The 22,970-nt window shown below is 73.3% G+C and carries 17 protein-coding genes and 1 pseudogene; 10 read left to right on the plus strand and 8 right to left on the minus strand.

What is annotated here, in order from left to right:
• The first annotated feature begins 162 nt into the window (after window positions 1–162).
• Window positions 163–1,011, plus strand: a complete 849-nt coding sequence (locus GUY61_RS08490) for a pentapeptide repeat-containing protein (RefSeq protein WP_166629458.1) — start codon at window positions 163–165, stop codon at window positions 1,009–1,011.
• Window positions 1,012–1,656: 645 nt separating this feature from the next.
• Here GUY61_RS08490 and GUY61_RS08495 read toward each other — a convergent pair.
• The 4 genes from GUY61_RS08495 to GUY61_RS08510 all read right to left on the minus strand — a co-directional run bounded on the left by GUY61_RS08495 (window position 1,657) and on the right by GUY61_RS08510 (window position 7,140).
• Window positions 1,657–4,245 (minus strand): SpoIIE family protein phosphatase, encoded by a 2,589-nt coding sequence (locus tag GUY61_RS08495; RefSeq protein ID WP_166629477.1) that lies wholly within the window; start codon window positions 4,243–4,245, stop codon window positions 1,657–1,659.
• 118 nt (window positions 4,246–4,363) lie between these two features.
• The gene (locus GUY61_RS08500) at window positions 4,364–5,743 is read right to left on the minus strand and encodes a S1 family peptidase (protein ID WP_166629459.1); all 1,380 of its coding nucleotides are present in this window, start codon (window positions 5,741–5,743) and stop codon (window positions 4,364–4,366) included.
• A 327-nt stretch (window positions 5,744–6,070) separates the two neighbouring features.
• Complete coding sequence (locus GUY61_RS08505; RefSeq protein ID WP_166629460.1) at window positions 6,071–6,475, minus strand: DUF6114 domain-containing protein; 405 nt, start codon at window positions 6,473–6,475, stop codon at window positions 6,071–6,073.
• On the minus strand, window positions 6,475–7,140 hold the full coding sequence (locus tag GUY61_RS08510; RefSeq protein ID WP_166629461.1) for a DUF6230 family protein: 666 nt from the start codon (window positions 7,138–7,140) through the stop codon (window positions 6,475–6,477). Before GUY61_RS08510 ends, GUY61_RS08505 begins: the two co-directional genes overlap by 1 nt.
• 812 nt (window positions 7,141–7,952) lie before the next feature.
• On the opposite strand from GUY61_RS08510, the gene GUY61_RS08515 reads away from it, so the two are divergent.
• Window positions 7,953–8,621: a Tat pathway signal sequence domain protein gene (locus tag GUY61_RS08515; RefSeq protein ID WP_166629462.1), complete on the plus strand. Its 669-nt coding sequence runs from the start codon at window positions 7,953–7,955 to the stop codon at window positions 8,619–8,621.
• A 235-nt stretch (window positions 8,622–8,856) separates the two neighbouring features.
• Here GUY61_RS08515 and GUY61_RS08520 read toward each other — a convergent pair whose 3' ends face one another.
• Window positions 8,857–9,216, minus strand: coding sequence for a four-helix bundle copper-binding protein (locus GUY61_RS08520; protein ID WP_166629463.1), 360 nt, complete (start codon window positions 9,214–9,216; stop codon window positions 8,857–8,859).
• Window positions 9,217–9,610: 394 nt separating this feature from the next.
• On the opposite strand from GUY61_RS08520, the gene tdh reads away from it, so the two are divergent.
• The 4 genes from tdh to GUY61_RS08540 all read left to right on the plus strand — a co-directional run bounded on the left by tdh (window position 9,611) and on the right by GUY61_RS08540 (window position 14,466).
• A complete protein-coding gene (gene tdh, locus GUY61_RS08525; RefSeq protein WP_166629464.1) occupies window positions 9,611–10,639 on the plus strand; it encodes an L-threonine 3-dehydrogenase in 1,029 nt (342 codons plus the stop codon).
• A gap of 491 nt (window positions 10,640–11,130) precedes the next feature.
• Window positions 11,131–12,330 (plus strand): glycine C-acetyltransferase, encoded by a 1,200-nt coding sequence (locus GUY61_RS08530; RefSeq protein WP_166629465.1) that lies wholly within the window; start codon window positions 11,131–11,133, stop codon window positions 12,328–12,330.
• A gap of 4 nt (window positions 12,331–12,334) precedes the next feature.
• The gene (locus GUY61_RS08535) at window positions 12,335–13,255 is read left to right on the plus strand and encodes a LysR family transcriptional regulator (protein ID WP_166629466.1); all 921 of its coding nucleotides are present in this window, start codon (window positions 12,335–12,337) and stop codon (window positions 13,253–13,255) included.
• A gap of 146 nt (window positions 13,256–13,401) precedes the next feature.
• Window positions 13,402–14,466, plus strand: coding sequence for an adenosine deaminase (locus GUY61_RS08540; protein ID WP_166629467.1), 1,065 nt, complete (start codon window positions 13,402–13,404; stop codon window positions 14,464–14,466).
• A gap of 249 nt (window positions 14,467–14,715) precedes the next feature.
• On the opposite strand, the gene GUY61_RS08545 is transcribed toward GUY61_RS08540, so the two are convergent.
• A complete protein-coding gene (locus GUY61_RS08545) occupies window positions 14,716–15,951 on the minus strand; it encodes a glycosyltransferase (RefSeq protein ID WP_166629468.1) in 1,236 nt (411 codons plus the stop codon).
• Window positions 15,952–16,589: 638 nt separating this feature from the next.
• Between GUY61_RS08545 and GUY61_RS08550 the strand changes: the two genes are divergently transcribed.
• On the plus strand, window positions 16,590–17,750 hold the full coding sequence (locus GUY61_RS08550) for a S1 family peptidase (RefSeq protein WP_166629469.1): 1,161 nt from the start codon (window positions 16,590–16,592) through the stop codon (window positions 17,748–17,750).
• Window positions 17,751–17,835: 85 nt separating this feature from the next.
• Here GUY61_RS08550 and GUY61_RS08555 read toward each other — a convergent pair whose 3' ends face one another.
• Window positions 17,836–18,732 carry an NAD(+)/NADH kinase gene (locus tag GUY61_RS08555; protein ID WP_166629470.1) on the minus strand — a complete coding sequence of 299 codons (897 nt, stop codon included), beginning with the start codon at window positions 18,730–18,732 and terminating at the stop codon, window positions 17,836–17,838.
• Window positions 18,729–19,772 carry an SPFH domain-containing protein gene (locus GUY61_RS08560; protein WP_166629471.1) on the minus strand — a complete coding sequence of 348 codons (1,044 nt, stop codon included), beginning with the start codon at window positions 19,770–19,772 and terminating at the stop codon, window positions 18,729–18,731. Before GUY61_RS08560 ends, GUY61_RS08555 begins: the two co-directional genes overlap by 4 nt.
• 183 nt (window positions 19,773–19,955) lie before the next feature.
• Between GUY61_RS08560 and GUY61_RS08565 the strand changes: the two are divergent.
• The 3 genes and pseudogenes from GUY61_RS08565 to GUY61_RS08575 all read left to right on the plus strand — a co-directional run.
• Window positions 19,956–20,440, plus strand: a pseudogene (locus GUY61_RS08565) (GntR family transcriptional regulator); the annotation flags it as partial.
• A 205-nt stretch (window positions 20,441–20,645) separates the two neighbouring features.
• Entirely contained in the window at window positions 20,646–21,293 is a 648-nt protein-coding gene (locus GUY61_RS08570; RefSeq protein ID WP_166629472.1) for a DUF4360 domain-containing protein, read from the plus strand.
• Window positions 21,294–21,575: 282 nt separating this feature from the next.
• Window positions 21,576–22,964 (plus strand): FAD-binding oxidoreductase, encoded by a 1,389-nt coding sequence (locus tag GUY61_RS08575; RefSeq protein WP_166629473.1) that lies wholly within the window; start codon window positions 21,576–21,578, stop codon window positions 22,962–22,964.
• Window positions 22,965–22,970: the final 6 nt, after the last annotated feature.

A 22,970-nucleotide genomic window follows, 5' to 3' on the forward strand; every position in this document is an offset into this window, starting at 1 on the left:
CCCCGGATCCGCGTCCCCCGTCCTCGTCCCCTCCGGCGGCCGACCGGCGCCGGCGCGCACCTAGAATGGCCGCGCAGGGGTCCGCACGCCGGACCCTCCTCACGACGGCCCGGAAGTGAACGCGGCCGCACGTTTTCAGCGAGTCCGGGGGAACGAGATACGGTGCCCGACCAGAGTTCCGCCGCGCGAGCCGCCGGCCTGAGGGCAGACTGCGGCAACTGCTTCGGACTGTGCTGCGTCGCCCTCCCGTTCGCAGCCTCCGCGGACTTCGCCCTCGACAAGAAGGCGGGCGAGCCCTGCCCCAACCTCGGCGCGGACTCCCGCTGCGGCATCCATGCCGGGCTGCGGCAGAGCGGTTTCACGGGCTGCACGGTCTACGACTGCTTCGGCGCCGGTCAGAAGGTCTCCCGGATCACCTTCGGCGGGCAGGACTGGCGCGGCGACCCGGAAACCGCCCGCCGGATGTTCGAGGTGTTCCCCGTCGTACGGCAGCTCCACGAACTGCTGCTTCACCTCACCGAGGCCCTGGACCTGGCCGGGGCGCTGCGCACGAGTGCGGCCCGCCCGCTGCGCGACGACATCCGCCGCGCCCTCGAGGAGACCGAACGGCTGACCTTCCTGGACCCCGGCTCGCTCGTCGCCCTCGACGTGTCCGCGCGCCGGCGGCAGACCGGCGCCCTGCTCCGGCGCACCAGCGAACTCGTCCGGGCCGCGGTCCCGCGCCGCCCGAGGAGCCGCCGCGGCGCGGACCTCGTCGGGGCCGGCCTCGAGGGCACCGACCTCAGGGGCGCCGACCTGCGCGGGGCGTACCTCATCGCCGCCGACCTCAAGGGCGCCGACCTGCGGCTGGCCGACCTCCTCGGAGCCGACCTGCGGGACGCCGACCTGTCCGGCGCCGACCTCACCGGGGCCATCTTCCTCACACAACCCCAGCTCGACGCCGCGAAGGGCGACCGCGCCACCCGGCTGCCGCCCGCGCTGTCCCGTCCCGCCCACTGGAGCGCCCCGTGACTGCCGGCGGCAGACCTGTGAGCCCAGGCCGCGAGCCCGTCGCCCCCTGAGCTCTGACCCCGTCCCGCGCCCTCGGTCCACCACGCGGCGCGCGCGGGCCGGGCCGGCCGAGGCGTCAGCCCCGTACTCGGCACGGGGAGCGCCTCACCGCGCGCAGAGGGAACCGCCGGACCGGCTGAGGCGCAGGCACGACACCCGCCCGGGCGAAGCGCCCGACGAGGCAGGACCGGGCACCGCCGCCCAACGGGAACCGGCGTGGTCGCGCACGGCGGACTCCGCCCGGAGTCCCAGCGTTCCGGGCGGAACCCGTCCGGCTCGGGGAAATCAGCGCCCGTCGGCGCGCCCCGCGGGCCACCGGCCGCGCCGGACCACCGCGCCCTCGGGCACGGGCCGACCGCCGACTCCGCGGCGGCATCGCCCGCCGTCGGCCACGCCGCCGGAACAGCCGCAGGGACTCCCTGACGGTCCGCCCGCTCGGGGCAGGCGCGCAAAGCCCGCGATTCCGTGCCGTCCGGCGCACTCCTCGCCTCGGGGAAGACGGCGGCACACGGCGGGGTACGGGCCCGGGCCCGCGCCCGCGTGCACCCCGCCCCGGGAAGGCGTCCCGCCCCACGGCGCACCGGACGGCGGCGGCCGGGCGCCGCGTCAGGACGAGGGGTTGGCCAGGCTCTGCTCGGCCCAGATGGTCTTGCCGCCCGGCGTCTGCCGGGTGCCCCAGCTCTGGGTGAGCTGGGCGACCAGCAGCAGCCCGCGGCCGCCCTCGTCGAAGATCTGCGCCCGGCGCAGGTGCGGGGCGGTGCTGTTGGCGTCGGAGACCTCGATGATGAGGGTGCGGTCCCGGATCAGCCGCAGCCGGACCGGGGCGGCGCCGTAGCGGATCGCGTTGGTCACCAGCTCGCTGACCACCAGCTCGGTGACGAAGGCGACCTCGTCCAGTCCCCACTCGGTGAGCTGCGCCGATGTCCTGAGTCTGGCCTCCGCCACGTGCTCGGGGTCGGCCGGCACGTCCCACTCGGCGACCTGGTCCGCATGGAGCGCACGGGTACGCGCGATCAGCAGGGCGACGTCGTCGGCGGGCCGTTCGGGGAGCATCGAGGACAGCAGGGCCGTGCAGGCGATCTCCAGTGAGGCGGCGGGGGCCGCCAGGGCGGTGCGCAGCGCCTGGGTGCCCGCGTCGGGGTCCATGTCACGGCCCTCGATCAGGCCGTCGGTGTAGAGGGCGAGCAGACTGCCCTCGGGCAGCACCCTCTCGGTCGATTCGAACGGCATGCCGCCGATCCCCAGCGGCGGACCCGCCGTGACGTCGATCAGGTCGACCGTGCCGTCCGGCAGCCTGACGACGGGCGGCGGGTGCCCGGCGCTGGCAACGGTGCAGCGCCGGGAGACGGGGTCGTACACGGCGTAAAGGCAGGTGGCGCCCAGTTCGCCGGCGGTCTCGACGGAGGGCGGGATCGCGTCCTCGTCCTCCGAGCCGAGGTGGGTGACCAGGTCGTCGAGATGGGTGAGCAACTCGTCCGGCGGCAGGTCGACGTCGGCGAGGGTCCTCACCGCCATGCGCAGCCGACCCATCGTGGCGGAGGCGTGGATGCCGTGGCCGACGACGTCCCCGACCACCAGCGCCACCCGGGTCCCGGACAGCGGGATCACGTCGAACCAGTCCCCGCCGACCCCCGCCTGCGATCCCGCGGGCAGATAGCGGGAGGCGACCTCGACGGCGGCCTGCCCCGGGAGCCGCCGGGGCAGCAGGCTGCGCTGGAGGGCGAGCGCGGTGCCGTGTTCGCGGGTGTATCTGCGGGCGTTGTCCACACTGACCGCGGCCTTGCCGGCGAGTTCCTCCGCCAGGACCAGATCCTCCCGGCCGAAGGGTGCCGAGCCTTCTCCGCGGCTGAACACGGCCACCCCCAGGGTGATGCCGCGCGCCCGCAGCGGCACCGCCATGACCGAGTGGATCCCGGACTCGCGCACCTGGACGTCCCTGGCGGCGTTCCGCGCCGACCACAGGGTGAAGTCCGGGTCGCCGGCCCGGCTCAGCACCGGCCGGCCGGTGCTGAGGCTGCGGGCGGGTGGGGAGAACTCCGGGTATCTGTCGACCTCGCCCAGTTCCACGGCGGGGCGCGGTCCGCCCTCGGAGACGTCGTGGGCGAGCCGGCGCAGTACGACACTGCCGCCGACCGGGCCCGGTGCGGGTTCCTCGCCCCGCAGCACCGAGTCCAGGAGGTCCACGCTGACGAAGTCGGCGAGCCGGGGAACGACCAGCCGGACCAGTTCCTGCGCCGTGTGCACCACGTCCAGGGTGGTGCCTATCCCCGCGCCGGCCTCGCTCAGCAGGGCGAGCCGCTGCCGTGCCCGGTGCTGCTCACTGCTGTCGAAGGTCGCGGTGGCGATCCCGCACACCTCTCCCGCGCCGTCCCTGACCGGCCATATCCAACTCGTCCACGCCCGCTCCCTGGTCGGGTCGGCGGCATGGCTGCGGCTCTCGTGGCAGGCGGGGCTGCCGCTCTCGGCCACCCGGCACAGGACGCGGTGGAACTCCTCGAACGCCGGCTGGTGCAGGACTTCGTGGAACGGACGTCCGAGTACCTTGTTCTCGGGCAGCCCCAGCATCCGGGCCGCGGTCTCGTTCATCCGCAGGAAGCGCAGCCCGGTGTCGAAGACGGCGCAGAAGAGGGGCGACTGCGTGAACGCCCCGTCCAGCATGGCCCGCGCCCCGGTGGCCGTCCCGTCCCCGGCGGCCGCGGGGCCCGCGTCCGGGGGGCTCACCTCCGCGGGGCTCACGCTCGCGGGGCCCTTGTCCGCGGGGCCCTTGTCCGCGGGGCCCGCCTCCGCGGTTCCGGCGCGCGCCGAGCCCGGCGCGCCGTGCGCGCCCCGGCAGCCCGAACTGCCGGTCACCACGAAGCCCTGCGCCCTGCCGTCGCAGCCGAGCAGCGGGGAGACCCGCAGATCGAGCTCCACGAAGTGGCCGTCCCGGTGCCGTACGGGCGCGGTGCCGGTCCACTCACGGCCGCCGGACAGGGCCTCGCGGACGGCGCGGGAGACGGTGTCCGAGACATTCGCCATCAGCAGCCCAGAACCGGGGCGCCCCACCACATCCCCCGGGCCGTGGCCCAGGAGACCGCGGGCACGCTCGGTCCACGCCGTCACTACGCCGCGCGCGTCGAGGGTGGCCGTGGCGGCAGGGGCCGGGCCCCGTTGATCGCCGGGCCCGTCCTGCGGAGCGGCACCACCCGTGTGCATCGTCACCGATCACGTACCTGTCGAGTCGTCCCTCTTCACCCCAGGGTGCGCGTCGTGTCGACGGCCATCAAATCGGGGGTACGGGTTGACGCTCCGTGACGGGGAGCCGGGGAGACGCTCAGCTCCACCCCGCCGAGTAGTACTCGCGGTACTGCCTGCGGTCCTGGCGCTCGCGGATCCAGTGGGTGGCCACCAGCAGTACCAGGCTCCCCCCGATGACGCCCAGCCCGGGGGTGAGGGTCCGGAAGTTCACCAGTTCCCCGACCCGCTGCCGGTCGAAGCCGCCGGAGGTACCGGGCGAGGCGGGGATACCGGGAGCGGCTGCGGCGGACGGAGGCGCCGGCGCCGGCTCGGGCTGGGCCTGGGAGGATGCGCCGTTGCCCGTGCCGGACCCCGAACCGGCCCCGGAACCGGTGGCCAGGCTGACCCCGAGCGCCTGCAGCGCGGTGGTGGCGGGCTGGAAGTAGGTGACGCCGCCGGTCGCGCAGTCGCCGTTGCCGCCGGAGGTGACGCCGAGCGCCAGTCCCTCGGAGAAGAGCGGGCCGCCGCTGTCCCCGGGCTCGGCGCACACCGTGGTCTCGATCAGCCCGGTGACCGTTCCCTCCGGGTAGTTGACCGTCGCGTTGAGCGCGGTGACCTGGCCGGTGCGGAAGCCGGTGGAGCTGCCGCTGCGGAAGACCTGCTGGCCGACGACCGGCTCGCCCGCCCCGGTGATCCGGACGCCCTTGCCGTCGCCCACGCTCACGACGTCGGCGTTCTGCAGGGCCTGGCCGTCCTGGTACTCGATGAGGGAGAAGTCGTTGCCGGGGAAGCGGCCGGCCACGGTGGTCCCGAAGGGCTCCGCGTCACCGGCGTCCTTGAACCAGGGGGTGCCGACCGGGCCGCAGTGCCCGGCCGTGAGGATGTAATTGTCCTCGCCGTTGGTCACGTTGAAGCCCGCGGAGCAGCGCCCGTTGGCGGCGAACATCGCCTCCGCCCCGTTGAGCCTGGTCGTGAAGGCGCCCTCGGTACGCCGCATCTCCACCGAGCCGCCGATCTCCCCGGCGATCCGGGACAGACGCGACCACTCCTCGGCGGACACGGTGCGGTCCGCCCGTACGACCACCTTGTTGGAGGAATAGTCCACCGACCACGCGGTCCCCGTCACCCGTGGCGACTCGCGCAGGGTCCGGGTGGCCTCGCGGAGTTCGCGGAGGCTGTAGCGGACGACCTTGGCCCGCGCGCCCTCCTCGCGGACCGCGGCCGCCGCCTCCTCGTCCGTGACCGCGACGACCGGTCGCCCGTCGGCCCCGATCCAGCTGCCCGCCGTACGCGTGGCGCCGAGCCGGGAGACCAGGCCGCCGGTCAGTTCGGCGGCCCGGGAGGTGTCATCGGTCCCCGCCCCGCCGGCGGCAGGCTCGCCCGCCACGGCGTTCGAGACCATGAACCCGCCGCAGAGCAGGCCGCCGACGGCCGCCAGCCGTGCCATCCGCTGGAGGTTCCGTCGTGCGTGCCTCATCCATGGCCCCCAAAAGCCGTATCGGAACGGCGCGTTGTGCGCCGGGGGCCGTATCGGTCCGGCCCCACTCCCATACGTGGCGGCGGGGCTTCCGGTTCATCGCGCGGACGATCCGCTGTCCCGCGGAGGGGGCCTTCCGGATGTCGCGCAGGACGTGTCGCACCACGTCTCGCCGGAGGACATGGCGGAGGACATGGCGAAGGGCGCACGAGAGGTCCGCCTGAGGGCACGCGGGGGTCTCACAGGAGGGCATGGCGGACGCTCGCCGGAGGGTTCGGCACGGCCCTCCGGCGAGACGACCCGCGCGGTGTGCCGGGTGAGGCCCCGCTACGAGGTCTCCCGGGGGGCGGCCGCCGCCGCGGCGCGGCGGCGCGGCAGCAGGGGCCGACGCGGCTCCTGGTCCGGCAGCCAGCCGAAGGCGAGACAGCTGCCGGTGACCCCCAGCAGCAGTCCGACCAGGAAGCCGCCGAGGTTCGAGGTGAGCCAGGTGCCCAGGGACAGCAGCACACCGCATATGGAGTAGAACAGCCGCTGGGCGGGGTTGAAGAGGACCAGCAGTCCGCTGATCACCATCAGGCCCGGCAGCAGATAGCCCGCCAGGCCCTGCATGCCGATGTGCATGACGACCGGGAGCGCGGCCTTCTCGGTGAACAGGATCTCCGCGCCGCCCAGGGTGAGCAGCAGCCCGCCCCAGAAGGGGCGGTGCGCCCGCCATCGCCGGAACCCGGACATCAGCAGCCCGTGTCGCTGAAGCGCAGCTTCAGCCCGGGGAGCCTGAACACGGCCGCGGTCGTGGCGTAGTTGGTCTGCCGCAGGTTGGTGATGCTGACCGTGTCGGCCTGCTGGCTGAAGACGCCGATCGGGCCCTTGACGCCGGCCTTGGTCAGGGTGCTGGCGTCATTGCCGATCTCGATGTTGTCGAAGGACGCGTTGCCGGACAGCTCGGTGGAGTCGGTGGTCAGGTTGCTCGCCCTGACCTTGTCCGCGCCGCCGCCGGCCGTGATGAGGAGGTTGGTGCCGCCCAGGTCGACGCTCTGGCAGAGCTTGGTGAGTGTGGCGTCCTTGATCGCGGAGACGACGACGAGGACCTGGCCGCCGGTGTCCCCCTCGTTCGGACTGCCCTCGGCCATCTGGTCGAGTCCGCCGAACTGCTCGAAGCCGGTGCCCTTGAGTTCGGTCGCGGTGACGGTGAAGGGCATGCCGGAGATGGCGAACTGCACACCGAGGGCGCCCTCGGCGGTGAGGATCATCAAGGTGGCGGCGACGGCCGTGGCGGGCACGGCCATCACGGCGGAGCGACGGAGCCGGACGCGTCCGCGCCGTTCCGGTGTGGTGCCGACGGCGCCGGATCTCTCTGAAGCGGCGTCGTTCGGGTTCGCATCTTGCGACGTGGCCATGTCAGCTCTCCCAGAGCGCGTGGGTGCGGGGCACGTGAAGGTGGATCGGGATCGGGCTTCTGTGGCGCGTTGTCCTGGCGCGGACAGCGACTGCGGCGCACACCTCCCGGCGGCTCCCGGCGGGCGCGAGGGTCCTGTGTGCGGCGCAGCGGCCGACCTGGAAGTTACCGCCGGTTACTTAGGCGGTCAAGTACTTTGTGTGGAAAGCGTGTTCATGGCGGGCCGGTCCTGTGGGTGCCCTGTCCGGCCGGTCGCCGGCCGCGCAGCCGCAGGGCCGGACCGGCAGGGCAAAGGTGTGGTCAAGGAACCGGCCCGTCACCTCAACTTCCGTACATTCCATTGACGTTGACTGACCATCAGGTCTAAAACCATCTCGCAGGTCTCATCGGATCCGTGGCGCCGGGTCCGTTCGCGTGCCGCCGCCGCACATCATCGGCGTACCGCAGCTCGTCCTTCCCGGGCCCGTCCCTTCACCGGGGCACCTGTTGCAGCCGGCACCGCACGTACGGCCGGTCCCCGCCCGTCCCCGGTGACGGGCAAGCACCTTCGCGCACCCGCGGACTCCACCGCGCCCTTCACGGCACCGGCACCCGCCGGGCCCGTTCACGGCACCGGCACCCGCCGCCTCCTCCGGCGGCCCCGCCGTGCCGTCGTCCCCCCACCGGCGCGACCGGGCGGCGTCCTTCGACGCCTCCGGCCGCGACCGGCGACCACCGCCGGCCCGTGGCGTACGGAGAAGACGCCACGGACCGGCGGCCCGCACCGCCGTGTTCTCCCACCCCACCGTTCCCACCGGAGAAAGAGGCACCCGCATGCGTACTCGCCGTACCGTCCTCGCCACGGCCGCCGCCGTCGCGGCACTCGCCCTGGCACAGGCCTCGCCCGCCTCGGCGGCCGACGCCACCGTGCTCACCACCGGCTCCGCCGGCGGCACCGCCGTCGCCGCCGGCGACGTCCTGACCGCCTCGCTCGCCGCGGGCACCAAGGCCACGCTCTACTCCAGCAGCACCGGCACCAGCGGTGTGTCCTGCTCGTCGTCCACCTTCGGCGCCACGGTCACCGACAACCCGGCGGCGCCGGGTACGGCCACCGAGACCGTCACCGCGCACACCTTCGACGCCGCCAGTTGCAGCAGCAACGTGACCGGGGTCCTCGGCGTCACCAGCATCACCGTCAACAACCTGCCGTATTCGGCCGCCGTCACCTCCGGCGGCGTCGTCACCATCACCCCGCCCAGTGGCTCGACCGTCCGGACCACCGTCGTCCTGCGCACCCTGCTGGGCAGCATCACCTGCGTCTACCAGGCACCCGGCCTGACAGGCGCGGCGAGCAACACGGACAACAGCATCACCTTCACCAACCAGCAGTTCAGCAAGGTCTCCGGCTCGTCGCTGTGCTTCGCCAACGGCTACTTCACGGCCAAGTACGCACCGGTCTCGGACACCACCCAGGCGGGCGGCCCGGCCGTGTTCGTGAACTGACACGACCGGGCCGCGCCCCGGCACCGGGGCCCAGGGCCGGTGCCTTGAAACGGGACGGGCCCGGGTGCCGCACGGGCCGGGCAGCGGGACTGCCCGGAACCGGGGCGGAGCGGGGCGCGGGCCGGTCGCGGGCCGGGACGGGGGAGCGGTCCCCGCGTTCCGGCCCGCGCCGCCGCTCTCCCGGGCGTGTCCTCCCGGGCGCGTCCACCCGGGCGCCGGACTCGGAGCCCGACTCTCAGGCGGTGGCGCCCGCCATCGCGCGGCACATCTCGGCGCAGCGACGACAGGACTCGGCGCAGCGCATCATCTGCGTGTCGTCCGGCATCGTCATGCACGCCTCCGTGCACATGTCGCAGGCCCGAGCGCACATCGCGCACATCTCGGCCGACATCGGCGACCTGCGCATCATCATGTCCGCGCAGATGCGGGTCATCTCGGCGCAGTCCATGACCGCGCGCATGATCTGCATCTGCGGCTGACCGCCGGTCTGCAGGCAGGAGCTCATGGTCTCCTCGCAGACCGTGTAGCAGGCCATGCACGCCTCGACGGCGTCCTGCATCTGCTTGCTCATCGGGGTCGTAGCGGGCTGCTGCATGATTCCTCCTCGGTCGGTGGGCCCCACGGACGGCGGGGCCCGTTCTGCCTGGTCTCGAGTCCGTACTACGTCCGTGCCGCGGCGGCCGCCACCGCGCGGAAGGCGGTGCTCCGCTACGCCGGGCGGGGGACACCCTCGACGGCCCCCGACCGAGGCGAACCAGGGTTCCCGCCGAACACGGCCGGATCGCTGCGCAGAGGCGGGCGGCGGACCGGCGTGAAGCCGAACTGCGGTGCCGCTTAAGAAAACCTCGATGGACCCGCACCGCGGCCGTGGGCCAGATTGATGGGCGACCGGGGCGGAAGACCCCACGCCCGGCCCGGACATCCGCGTACCCGAGGACGTCCCCGGCGGCGTCCGAGCGCGCCGGGGACCGAGGACAGGAGCCATCGCGTTGAAGGCGCTCGTCAAGGAGAAGGCCGAGCCGGGCCTGTGGCTCGCCGATGTGCCGGAGCCGGCCGTCGGACCGGACGAGGTACTGATCAGAGTCCTGCGAACCGGCATCTGCGGCACGGATCTGCACATCCGCGCCTGGGACGGCTGGGCCCGCCGGTCCATCGACGCCCCGCTCGTCATCGGCCACGAATTCGTCGGAGAGGTCGCCGAGACCGGCAGGGACGTCCGGGACGTCCACGTCGGCGACCTGGTGAGCGGCGAGGGCCACCTGGTGTGCGGCAAGTGCCGCAACTGCCTTGCCGGCCGCCGCCATCTGTGCCGCAGCACGGTCGGTCTCGGCGTCGGCAGGGACGGTGCCTTCGCCGAGTACGTCACGCTGCCCGCGCCGAACGTGTGGGTGCACCGCCACCCCGTGGACCTCGACGTCGCCGCCGTCTTCGATCCCTTCGGCAACGCCGTGCACACCGCCCTGTCCTTCCCGCTGGTCAACGAGGACGTGCTGATCACCGGTGCGGGCCCGATCGGCCTCATGGCCGCCGCCGTGGCCCGGCACGCGGGCGCCCGCAACGTCGTCGTCACCGACGTGAGCGAGCCGCGCCTCGACCTCGCCCGCAAGGTCGGCGCCACTCTCGCCCTCAACGTCGCCGAGACCACCATCGGTCAGGGGCAGCGTGAACTCGGCATGCGCGAGGGCTTCGACATCGGACTGGAGATGTCGGGACGGCCCGAGGCTCTGCGCGACATGATCGCCAACATGACGCACGGCGGCCGGATCGCCATGCTCGGGCTGCCCGCCCAGGAGTTCCCGGTGGACTGGGCCAGGATCGTCACCTCGATGATCACCATCAAGGGCATCTACGGCCGTGAGATGTTCGAGACGTGGTACGCCATGTCCGTACTCCTCGAAGGCGGCCTGGATCTCACGCCCGTCATCACCGGCCGCTACCCGTACGGAGCCTTCGAGGCCGCCTTCGACGACGCCGCGAGCGGCCTCGGCGGCAAGGTGATCCTGGACTGGACCGCCTGACCGTTTTCTGAAGACTGAGCAGGTGAGCCCATTCAGTTTCACCCCCCGAGCTGTCTTGGGCGCACTGGTCCCCGGCGTACTCGGCCCCGGAGCGGCGACACGGATCCCGTCCGTGGTCCGAATCCCGAGAGGCCGGTTCCCTCGCGACCCGGCCGGACGGCCGGACGGAAACGGCCGGAGGCGGCGCGGAGGCCCCGAACCATCACTCCGGTGGAGCGGGGGCCCCGCACTCCCCCGGCTACCGCCGGGGTGCCCCCAGGCGCCGTACCCGCCGTGCCAGACAGCACGATCGCCGTAGCCGAGCAGCCCAGCACACCGCAAGCCCACAAGCCGACCACCACACGATCGAGCCAACCCGACCTCGTACACACTCCCCGGCGAGCAGCCATCAACCCCCTCCGGACCGCCGGCCGCCCGTCCGCGCGCCGCGCCCCGGCGGCGGCGCAACTCTCCTTCCCTCTTCCCTCCCTTCCCTCTCCACGGAGCCCTTGATGTTCGATGCCGTACGCGACGAGCTGCGGACCACCCTCGACGAGATCCGCGCCGCCGGGCTGCACAAGCCCGAGCGGGTCATCGGCACGCCGCAGAGTGCGACCGTCGCCGTGACCGCCGGCGGGACACCCGGTGAGGTGCTCAACTTCTGCGCGAACAACTACCTCGGTCTCGCCGACCACCCCGAGGTGATCGCCGCCGCGCACCAGGCGCTGGACCGGTGGGGCTACGGGCTGGCCTCCGTCCGCTTCATCTGCGGCACGCAGGAGGTGCACAAGGAACTCGAGGGGCGGATCTCCGCCTTCCTCGGCCAGGAGGACACCATCCTCTACTCCTCCTGCTTCGACGCCAACGGCGGAGTCTTCGAGACCCTCCTCGACGAGCGGGACGCGGTCATCTCCGACGCCCTGAACCACGCCAGCATCATCGACGGCATCCGCCTGTCCAAGGCCCGCCGCCATCGCTACGCCAACCGCGACATGGCCGACCTGGAGCGGCGGCTCAAGGAAGCCACGGAGTCCGGGGCGCGCCGCAAGCTGATCGTCACCGACGGCGTGTTCTCCATGGACGGCTACGTGGCCCCCCTGCGCGAGATCTGCGACCTCGCCGACCGCCGCGGCGCCATGGTCATGGTCGACGACTCGCACGCCGTCGGCTTCGTCGGTCCCGGCGGCCGGGGCACTCCGGAACTGCACGGCGTCATGGACCGCGTCGACATCGTCACCGGCACGCTCGGCAAGGCACTCGGCGGTGCCTCCGGCGGCTATGTCGCCGCCCGCTCCGAGATCGTCGCCCTGCTCCGCCAGCGCTCCCGTCCCTACCTGTTCTCCAACTCCCTCGCACCCGTCATCGCCGCCGCCTCCCTGAAGGTCCTCGACCTGCTGGAGTCCGCAGGCGATCTGCGCGAGCGGCTGGCGGCCCGGACCGCGCTGTTCCGCTCCCGGATGACCGAGGAGGGCTTCGACATCCTTCCCGGCGACCACCCCATCGCCCCCGTGATGATCGGGGACGCCTCCCGGGCGGGCCGGATGGCCGAGCTGCTCCTGGAACGTGGCGTGTACGTCATCGGGTTCTCGTACCCGGTCGTCCCGCAGGACCAGGCACGTATCCGCGTCCAGCTCTCGGCCGCCCACTCCGCCGCCGACGTGCACCGTGCCGTCGACGCCTTCGTCGACGCCAGGGCGGCCCTGCGAGGATAGGGGCATGATCGAGGCACGGCGGCTGCACATCCTGCGCGCGGTGGCGGACCACCGCACGGTGACGGCCGCGGCCGCCGCGCTCTACCTCACCCCTTCGGCCGTGTCCCAGCAGCTCGCGGCGCTGGAGCAGGAGACCGGCCACCGGTTGTTCGAACGCGGCGCGCGCGGCGTACGGCTGACCCCGGCGGGGGAGATCCTGCTCGGCCACGCCCATGCCGTGCTCGCCCAGCTGGAACGCGCGGAGGCGGAGCTCGCCGCCTACGGCTCGGGCGAGGGCGGCATCGTCACCGTCGCCGCCTTCGCCACCGGCATCGCGCTTGTCCTGGCCCCGGCCGTCGCCGAACTGGCCGTGGCCTCACCCGGCATCCGGGTGAGGGTCCAGGACGCCGAGGGCGACGCCAGCCTGCCCATGGTGCTCGACCGCCAGGTCGACGTGGCGGTCGCCGTCGAGTACCGCGGCGCCCCGGCCGAGGACGACCGGCGGCTGACCCGGGTCCCGCTGTACGCCGAGCCCTTCGACGCCGTCCTGCCGCTCGGGCACCCGCTCGCCGGGCAGACCCGCGTCCCGGTGACGGCCCTCGCCAAGGACACCTGGGCGGGCCCCTACCCGGGCAACCCCTGCCACGACGTGATCGTCCTGGCCTGCGAGTACGCCGGTTTCCAGCCCCGGGTCGAGCACCACTCGGACGACTTCCGCGCGGTGGTCGCGCTGGCCGGGGCGGGGGCGGGCGTCGCCCTCGTGCCGCGCTCGGCGCTGCGCGACACGGACCTCGGCGGGGTCGTCGTCCGCCCGGTCGACGGCACGGCGCCCACGCGCCGGGTCTTCGCGGCGGTCCGCTGCGGGGCGGAGGAGCACCCGCTCATCCGCCCGGTGCTCGACGCGCTGCGTGCCGCGGCCGAGAAGGTCGGTCCCGTCCCCGCCTGACGCGGACACCGCCCGCCCGCACGACACCGCCCGCACGACACCGCCGGTCCCCGCCGTCACCCTGCCGCCCCGGCCTTGCCCCACCGCGCCAGTGTTACGTATAACTGCTGCAACGTCCCCGAACCACCCACGCAGGAGCACACCGAATGACCGCGCCCGACACCGAGACCCTCCGACGCCTGCCCAAGGCCGTCCTGCACGACCACCTCGACGGCGGGCTCCGCCCGCGGACCCTGGTGGAACTGGCCGGCGCGGTCGGACACTCCCTCCCCGCCACCGACCCCGAGGCACTGGCCGCCTGGTACTTCGAGGCCGCGAACTCCGGTGACCTGGTCCGCTACATCGCCACCTTCGAGCACACCATCGCCGTGATGCGGCACCGTGAAGGGCTGCTGCGCGTCGCCGAGGAGTACGTCCTCGACCTCGCCGCCGACGGCGTCGTCTACGGCGAGGTCCGCTACGCCCCCGAACTGCTCGTGGGCGCCGGGATGACCCTGCCCGAGGTCGTCGAGACCGTGCAGGAGGGCCTGGCGGCCGGCATGGCAAGGGCCGCGGCCGCGGGCACCCCGGTCAGGGTCGGCACCCTGCTGTGCGCCATGCGGATGGCCGACCGCAGCCGCGAGGTCGCCGGCCTCGCCGTCGCCTTCCGCGACGCGGGTGTGGTCGGCTTCGACATCGCGGGCGCCGAGGACGGCTTCCCGCCCGCCGACCACCTCGACGCCTTCCGGTACCTGCGCGCCGAGAACGTCCCCTTCACCATCCACGCGGGCGAGGCGCACGGACTCCCCAGCATCCACCAGGCCATCCAGGTGTGCGGCGCCCAGCGCATCGGGCACGGCGTCCGCATCACCGACGACATCGTCGACGGGAAGCCGGGCCGGCTGGCGGAGTGGATACGCGACCGGCGCATCGCGCTGGAGATGTGCCCCACCTCCAATCTGCAGACCGGCGCGGCCGGCTCGATAGCCGGCCACCCGATCACCCTGCTGCGCGACCTCGGCTTCCGGGTCACGCTCAACACCGACAACCGCCTGGTGTCGGGTACGACCATGACCCGGGAGATGTCGCTCCTGGTCGCCGAGGCGGGCTGGACCGTCGAGGACCTGCGGACCGTCACGGTCAACGCCCTCAAGGGCGCGTTCCTCCCCTTCGACGAGCGCAACGAGATCATCCGGGACGTGGTCCTCCCGGGTTACGCCGCCGCCCTCTGACCACGCCGCACGTCCGGGCCGCACCCGGCCGCCGCCCCGCGCGAATACCGGACGCCGCCCGCGAGTTCGGGCCGATCCCGCAGGAAGCCCGCGCTCACGGCGGGTCGGCCGCGGACCTCGGGACTCCGGACGGCACCGCGGGAGCTGCCGCGGAGCCGGGTTCGTGCGCCGGCGCGCGGCGACCGACAGGACCCGGTCCTCCAGCGGCACGCCCCGCGGGCGGTCCGGGGACCGGGTCCGCCCGGTGGTTCACGCGGACACGGGCGGCTTTCCCCGGCTGACCGCGTCGAGCAGGAGTTCCGCCGCGACCGTCGTCCCGTCGGTGCGGATCGTGCCGGCGACGGCCCTCGCCCGTGCCCGGGTCTCGGGGCTCAGGGCGGTGCCGAGCGCGGCCGAGAGGGACTCGGCGGTCGGCGCCGGACCGTCGTGTGCCGTGCCGATGCCCAGTTCGGCCACCCGGGCGGCCATGTACGGCTGGTCCGCGAACTGGGGTACCACCACCTGGGGCGCGCCGGCCCGGGCGGCCGTCGTCGTGGTGCCCGCGCCGCCGTGGTGCACGACGGCGGCCACCCGGCCGAACAGGGCCTGCTGGTTGACCTCGCCGACGGCGAAGCAGTCGTCCCGGTCGTCGATCAGGGCCAGGTCCGCCCATCCGCGGGCGACGAGTACGCGGCGGCCGTGAGCGCGGACCGCCCGGACGACCACCCGGGCGAGGTCCGGTGAGGTGTGCATGGCCATGCTGCCGAAGCCCACGTACACCGGCGGTGCGCCGGCGTCCAGGAACGCCTCCAGTTCTTCGGGGAGCGGGCGTTCGTCCGGCAGGATCCACGCCCCGGTCTGCACGAGGTCGAGCTCCGTCATGTCGCGCCACGGGACCAGGACCGGGTCTGCCGCCAGCAACGCCCGGTCGGTGAAGACGTGGTCGCGGACGTTGTCCACCGGGGGCATGCCGATCGCCGCCCGGTGCCTGTTGAGCGCCTCGCCGTACAACGCGTTCACGCGCTGGGCGTCCTCTTCCCAGAGCACCTTGAGGTCGGTCTCCTCCGGCGAGGACTGCCTGCCGGGCCGCGCACCCGGAGGGAAGTGCCGCGACGGCAGTCCGAACGTGTGGAAGCACGCGAACACGTAGCGGATGCCCAGTTTCTCGGCCACCGAGCGTGCGCCGGCCGGCATCAGGCCGGTCGCCAGCAGCGCGTCACATCCCTCGGCCGCCGCGGCGAGCGTGTCGAACCGCGCGGCGACCAGCTCGGCCGCCAGCCGGAACGCGTCCGCCGCCGACGGCGGCTTCTCGCCGGTCACCACCGAGCGCACCGTCGGGCCGAGCGGGACCAGCGGCACGCCGGCACGGGCCAGCAGCGCCGCGAACTCCTTGTCCGGCGGCGCGCACACCCGCACCTCCGCGCCGAGTTCCCGCAACCGCACCGCGAGTCCGGCCAGCGGCTCGACGTCCCCCCGCGATCCCCACGTCGACAACACCACACGCATGCCGTAAATCCCCTTATTTCCTTAGGTTCCGGTCTCGGTCGACCATCCTGAGGCATGACGGGGGCCTTGCCGCAAGCCCCCCCGTGCGCTATACGTTGAGAGTGGCGAGGAGTGGCAACTCCTTGCCTTTGCCTTTGCCTTGCCGTCCGCTGCGGACGGACGGCCCGGCCGGCGGCAGCCCAGGACCTTCGAATTCGTCATCTCTGATGGCCGTGGCCCGCTGTTGTCGGGCGGGTTGCCCGGTGCCGGTGCTCGTGTCCGGCGCTTGAGCCGCCGAGGGTCCAGCTCCCGAGGAGATCCAGGGCCCGTTTCGACGGTGATCCCGCCTCTGCGGTGTGGACGAACAGGGCCGTATCCGGGTCCCCCGGGCGGTCGATTTCCCGCACAGAGCCAGCGCCCGAAGGGCCGCCCACTTGCCGCTGCGGACATCGCTCCGGGCGGCCTCGTCGACCTCCTCGCGGGCGCCGCGACATCGTCCTCGTACGCGGCCGCCCGGCTCCGGCCGTCCGGGCCGGTGGCCTGCATTGGTATGGACATGGCGATTCCATCTCTCTAGGCTCCGCCACAAGCACGGCCTGAGAGCGCTCTCAGGACATGTTCCGCCCCCACCTCGATGGAACAACGGAAGGGCAATCGCCATGCGACACAGAACCGGTGTGCGTCTCGGACTGTCGACCCTCCTCATGCTGGGCGCCTTCGGTGCCACGGCCCTCTCCCCGTCCGCCGCCGCGGCCCCGGCGGCGGACACCGCGCCCGTATCCGCCGAAGTGGTCACGGCCGTGGCGCGCGGACTGGCCGTGTCCGAGGACCGGGCACGCGAGCGGCTCGCCCAGGAGGCGGACGCGATGAAGACCGAGCCGAAGGCCCGTCGCGCCGCCGGGAGCGCCTACGCCGGTTCCTGGTTCGACGCCTCCTCCGGCCGGCTCACGGTCGCCGTCACCGCACAGGAGCGATCCGCGGCGGTCGAGGCCACCGGCGCCGATGTCCGCGTGGTGCGGCACAGTGCCGCCGAGCTCGACGCGGCGAAGTCGCGCATCGACGCGCGGGCGGAGCGGAAGGCGGCGCCCGCGGCCGTCAGCAGCTGGCACGTCGATCCCCGGGCGAACACGGTCGTCGTCAACGTGCGCAAGGGCGCGGCGGACAGCGCCGCCGTCAGGGAGTTCCTCGCTCGGGCCGCGACGGACGGCCCGATCGAGGTGCGGGCCACCGTGGGCGGCCGGCCGGCCACCTTCGCCGCGGGAACGGTCGGCGGTGACCCTTACTACACCGGCAACGTCCGCTGCTCCATAGGCTTCTCGGTACACGGCGGCTTCGTCACGGCCGGTCACTGCGGCAGCCCCGGCGGCGCGGTGCGCGGCTGGGACGGCTCCGCGATGGGCACCTTCCAGGGCTCGTCCTTCCCCGGCAACGACTACGCGTACGTGAGCATCCACAGCGGCTGGTGGACCGTCCCGGTCGTCCTCGGCTGGGGAACGGTGCCCGACCGGCTGGTCCGCGGTTCCGCCGAGGCGCCGGTCGGCTCGTCGATCTGCCGCTCGGGCTCGACGACGCACTGGCACTGCGGAACGGTCCTCGCCAAGAACGAGACGGTCAACTACAGCCAGGGCGCGGTTTATCAGATGACGAAGACGAGTGTCTGCGCGGAACCGGGCGACTCGGGCGGCTCGTTCATCAGCGGCGAGCAGGCGCAGGGGGTGACCTCCGGCGGCTGGGGCAACTGCGGCAGCGGTGGCGAGACCTGGTTCCAGCCGGTCAACGAGATCCTCTCGGTGTACGGGCTGACGCTGCACACCGCCTGACCGTGCGGGGAACGACCCGCCGGGTGCGGCGCGGCCCGGCGCGGAGGTCCGGCCGCACGCGGTCAGCCGTCCGTGCCGTTGCCGCTCAGCCGAGCAGCCGCAACGCGGCGCCCGCGACGCCGAGTTCCACCGTCTGACCCCAGGTCAGTTCGACGGCGTCGGTCTCCATGCCGTCACCGAAGGCGACCAGGCGGTCGGACTCCACGACCAGGCGCAGGCGGTCCGCGCCCGTCAGCAGTCCCTCCACCAGGGAGGTGCCGGTGGCGGGGGAGGCCCAGGCCTCCCGGACGAACCACACCAGCCGCGGATCGGCCGGGCGGGGCAGCGCCATGGCGCTGCCCCGCTGCTGCCACAGCGACCGCAGCCACCCGGTGCAGCCAGTGCCCGTGCCGACCAGCACGCCCGAGGAGGCCTGGGGCTCGCCGGGGGCGCCGTCCCCGGGGCGCAGGCGGTAGCGGGCCGTCTGGTGGCCCGCTCTGCCGAAGTAGATCTCGTTCAGGGCGAGGAGGCGCTGCCCGTCGTCGGTGACCGCCTCGACCATGGTGAGTTCCTCGGCCACCGCGCCCCGGGACGTGGCCGCGCGCAGCAGCCTCCGGGCGTCCTCGGCGTGATGGCGCACCAGGACGCCCGGGTTGCGGCCGGGGTCGGTGTCGATGCCCACCACCGGCTGGCCGTCGAGGTACTTGGCGGTGTTGGCGACCAGACCGTCCTGCCCCACGACGACCACCACGTCCTCGGGCGCGAACAGGAACCGGTCGAGATCCGCCCGTTCCAGCCGCGTCCGCCGCCACTGGAGCGGCACCGCCGCGGCGACCTCCGCGAGTGCCCTCCTCGTACGGTGGTGCCGCTCGGCCACCTCCTTGATGCTCTGCCCGCGCGAGGCCAGGAAGAACTCCGCCTGGCCATGCGTCCCGTGGCGGGCCAGCAGCTCCTCGTACTCGGTCGCGCGGTGCACCAGGACCGCGCGCGGCGCCAGGCTCACGCCTGGCCCGCACGGCGTGACCGCCCCGCCGGCCCGCCCGCGCGGTGCGGGGTCCCGAGCCGGGCGACCAGCCCGGTGAGCACGTCCGGGGTCAGGGTGATGCTGTCGACGCGCGGCAGGTTGTCGGCGAGCCGGCCCACCGCCAGCGCGTTGAGCGTGGCCGGAGAGGTGTCGGCGTGTGCCCGCAGCCAGGCCGCACGGGCCCCGGCGCGAGCCTCGCCCGCCTCGCGGGCCGCCTCCGCCTCGGCCTTGGCCAACCGCACGATACGGGCCGCCTCCGCGCCTGCCCGCACGGCGTCCGCGGCGGCGTCCTCCTCGGCCTCGCGCCGTGCGTTGGTACCACGCTGTTCGACCAACTGCTCCTCCCGGCGGGCCAGTTCGATCTTGCTGGCCAGCTCGTTCTCGGCGATGGCCCGTTCGTTCTCGACGGCGACGGCTCGCCGTTCGTACGTCGCCCGGTCCGCCTCCTGCTGGATCTGCTCCCTGGCGGGGGTGCGCAGTGCCCGCTCGACCTCGGGCTCGGGACGTACGGCGACCACACGGACCGCCACCACCTCGATGCCCGTGCCGGGCAGCCGGGGTTCGGCCGCCAGCCCGGCCGAGATCCTCTCGCGGACCGCCGTGACCCCTCCCACCAGCGCGTCGGAGAGCGCGGTGCGGGCCAGCACGTCTAGGGTGTGCTGCTGGGCGATCTCGGTGAGCAGGGTGGAGATCTGCTCCAGCGGGGAGCCGCGCCAGATCCCGGAGTCGGGGTCGATGGAGAAGTCCAGCCGGGCGGCGGCGGTGGCCGGGTCGCTGATGCGGTACGTCACGGTCGCCTGCACGGTGACGTCCTGGAAGTCGGACGTGCGGGCGTGGAACGTCATGGCCAGTTCCCGGTCGTCGACCGGTACTTCGGAGAGCGCCGCGGTGAGCGCGCGGAACCAGAAGCTGATCCCGGGCCCCTCGTGGGCGAGCCGGCCGCGCCGGTGGTGGCGTATGTACGAGGTGGGCGCGGAGCGAAGGTGGCGCCGTCCGAGGCGTCTGCTGATGTCGGCCATGAGCTGAACCCCCTGTTGTCGTCACTAGGACGATATGGGGTGTCATGACTTTCGTCAAGGTGACGATAAGAAGCTGGGGCGGGTGCCCCCGCCGGCGCCCACCCCTGTCCCCCGTAGGTGGCCTCGGGTCGAGCCCTCCCGGCTCACGCCCTCCGAGCGGTAACCGGCGACCGCCACCCCTGGGCCCGCATCGGCCGCCGGCTGCGCGTCTCGCCCGCCGCCGAACTGCTCAACGCCGCACGGCTGCGGCTGGTCGGCGGCCGGACCATGGCCGTCGAGCACCTGCACCTGCCGCCGGACTGGGGCCCCGCCTCACCCCGGCGGAGCTGGAGGCGGGGGACCTGTACGCGCATCCGGGGGAGCGTCACGGAGTGCACGTCAGTGAGGCCGTGCAGTCCATCGAGCCGACGGTGGTGAACGAGGTGGAGGCCGGGATCCTCGGCGTTCCGGTGCTGTCCCCGGCGCTGCTCGTCGAGCGACTCACCACCGACCGCGCCGGACGTCCCGTCGGGTACGTGCACTCGGTCTACCGGGGTGACCGTTACCGCATGGTCTCCCGGCCCTCGCTCGATCCCGCCGCGGGACCCGGCGCCGGCGCCCGGTCCGATCCGGCCAACGGCGCCGGCGTGCGAATGGCCGGAGATCGCCCTGGCCGGCCTGTGCGGTGATTCGTACGATGCGGTGACTCCCGGCCTTCACAGCTCCTTCACAGGGCCGGTGGACGGTTGTCATGCGCATGACCTTCGTTGAAATCCGAAGCACCTGGTCCGCGACGGCTTCCGTCCTCACGGAGGCTGCACCCCCCAAGCCCGAGGCGGCGCGTGCCCGCGCCCGCACTGCCCGGGAACACCGAAGCAACGGATCGGAGACAACATGGCCGCCGGCCTGCTCGCGAGTGGCGCGATCGCCGCGCTGTTCGCCACCGCGTTCCCCGCGCACAACCCCACCGTCATCACCGACCCGCCCCCGGACCGGATCGTGATCGAGGTCGCCACGGTCAACGGTTCCGGCTGTCCGCAGGGGACGGCCGCCATCGCCGTCTCACCGGACAACACCGCCTTCACCGTCACCTACAGCGACTACCTCGCCCAGGTCGGCGGCAACTCCGACCCCACCGCGTTCCGCAAGAACTGCCAGCTCAACCTGGTCGTGCACGTCCCGCAGGGCTTCACCTACGCGATCGCGAGCGCCGACTACCGCGGTTTCGCCCACCTCCAGGACGGCGCGAGCGCCACCCAGAAGGCGTCGTACTACTTCCAGGGCGCGTCGAACACCGCGGCCAGGTCGCACCCGTTCCAGGGCCCGTACGACGACAACTGGCAGGCCACCGACACCACGGAGTGGGCGCAGCTCGTCTGGGCACCCTGCGGCGTGCAGCGGAACTTCAACATCAACACGGAGATCAGGGTCAGCGCCGGAACGTCCGCGCCCGGCAGCACCAGCTTCATGACCATGGACTCCACCGACGGTGACATCAGCACGATCTACCACATGGCCTGGAAGGAGTGCCCCGGCCGCTGACGGACGGCGCCCGGCCGCCGACGGCCGAACGGGCCCGCCCCGCCGGGACGGCAGGGGTGGGCCCCCGCCGGTGCCCGGACGCTGCCATTGCGAGCCGCCGCCGGCGGCGCGACCCTTGGCTTGTCGGCCCTTCGTGCCAGCCGCTCCCGCGCGCGGCAGGGCGCGGCAGGGCCATGGCCCCGCCGCCGCGGACGTGCGGACCGGGGCGCCGCAGCAAAGCGGCCGGAAGGGCCCGCGAGGCCGCACGGGGGTTCGCGGCCGGCACACCGACGGAGCACACCCATGGACGCCACCACGCTGGAAGAGATGCGGACCGTACTGCGCGGCCCGGTGATCGGCCCCGAGGACCCGCAGTACCACGAGGCCAGGAAGATCTACAACGCGATGATCGACCGGCGGCCGGCCGCCTTCGTACGCTGCGCCGACGCCGGGGACGTCATGAACGCCGTCGACTACATCCGCGACCACGGGCTCGAAATCGCCGTCAGGGACGGCGGACACGGAGCCGCGGGGCAGTGCCTCGCCGACGGCGGTGTCACCGTCGACCTCTCCCCGATGCGCTGGGTGCGCGTCGACCCGGTCGCGAAGACCGCGCTGACCGGCGGCGGAGCCCTGCTGGCCGACCTCGACCACGCCTCGCACGCCTTCGGGCTCGCCACCCCCTCCGGCATCATGTCGACGACGGGTGTCGCCGGCCTCACCCTCGGCGGCGGGCACGGCCACCTCACCCGCAAGTACGGTCTGACGGCCGACAACCTGCTGGCCGCGGACGTCGTCCTCGCCGACGGCAGCTTCGTCACCGCGAGCGAGACGGAGCACCCGGACCTGTTCTGGGCGCTGCGCGGCGGCGGCGGCAACTTCGGCGTCGTCACCTCCTTCCTGTTCCGGCTGCACCCGGTGCACACCGTCGGGATGGCGGTCACCCTGTGGCCGATCGACCGGATCCGCGAAGTGATGCAGTGGTACCGCGAGTTCCTGCCGCGGGCGTCGGAGGACCTGAACGGCTTCTTCGCCGTGATGGCCGTGCCGCCCGGACCGCCGTTCCCCGAGGACCTCCACGGGCGCCGGATGTGCGGGGTCATCTGGTGCTGGGCCGGTGACCCTGGGCGATTCGACCAGGCACTCGCCGCCGTGACCGACCCCGTACCGCCCGCCTTCCACTTCGCCGCGCCGATGCCGTACCCGGCGCTGCAGAGCATGTTCGACGACCTGATCCCTCCGGGCCTCCAGTGGTACTGGCGCGGGGACTTCTTCGACCGCATCACGGACGAATCGATCGACGTCCACCACAAGTTCGGCGAGAACCTGCCCAGCGACCTCTCGATGATGCACCTCTATCCCGTCGACGGCGCCGCCCACCGCCTCGGTCCCGACGACACCGCCTGGAGCTACCGCGACGCCGTCTGGTCGGGGGTCATCGGAGGCATCGACCCCGACCCGGCCAACGCGGCGGCCGTCCGGCAGTGGTGCGTCGACTACTGGGAGGAACTGCACCCGCACTCCATGGGCGCCTCGTACGTCAACTTCATCGGCGAGGGCGAGGGCCAGGAGCGGGTCAGGGCCACCTACCGCGGCCACTACGACCGGCTCGCGGAGGTCAAGCGCGCCTACGACCCGTACAACCTCTTCCACCACAACCAGAACGTCCAGCCGGCGCCGGTTGCGGCCTGAACCCCC

The sequence above is a fragment of the Streptomyces sp. GC420 genome (assembly GCF_009916105.1).
Taxonomy (GTDB): domain Bacteria; phylum Actinomycetota; class Actinomycetes; order Streptomycetales; family Streptomycetaceae; genus Streptomyces.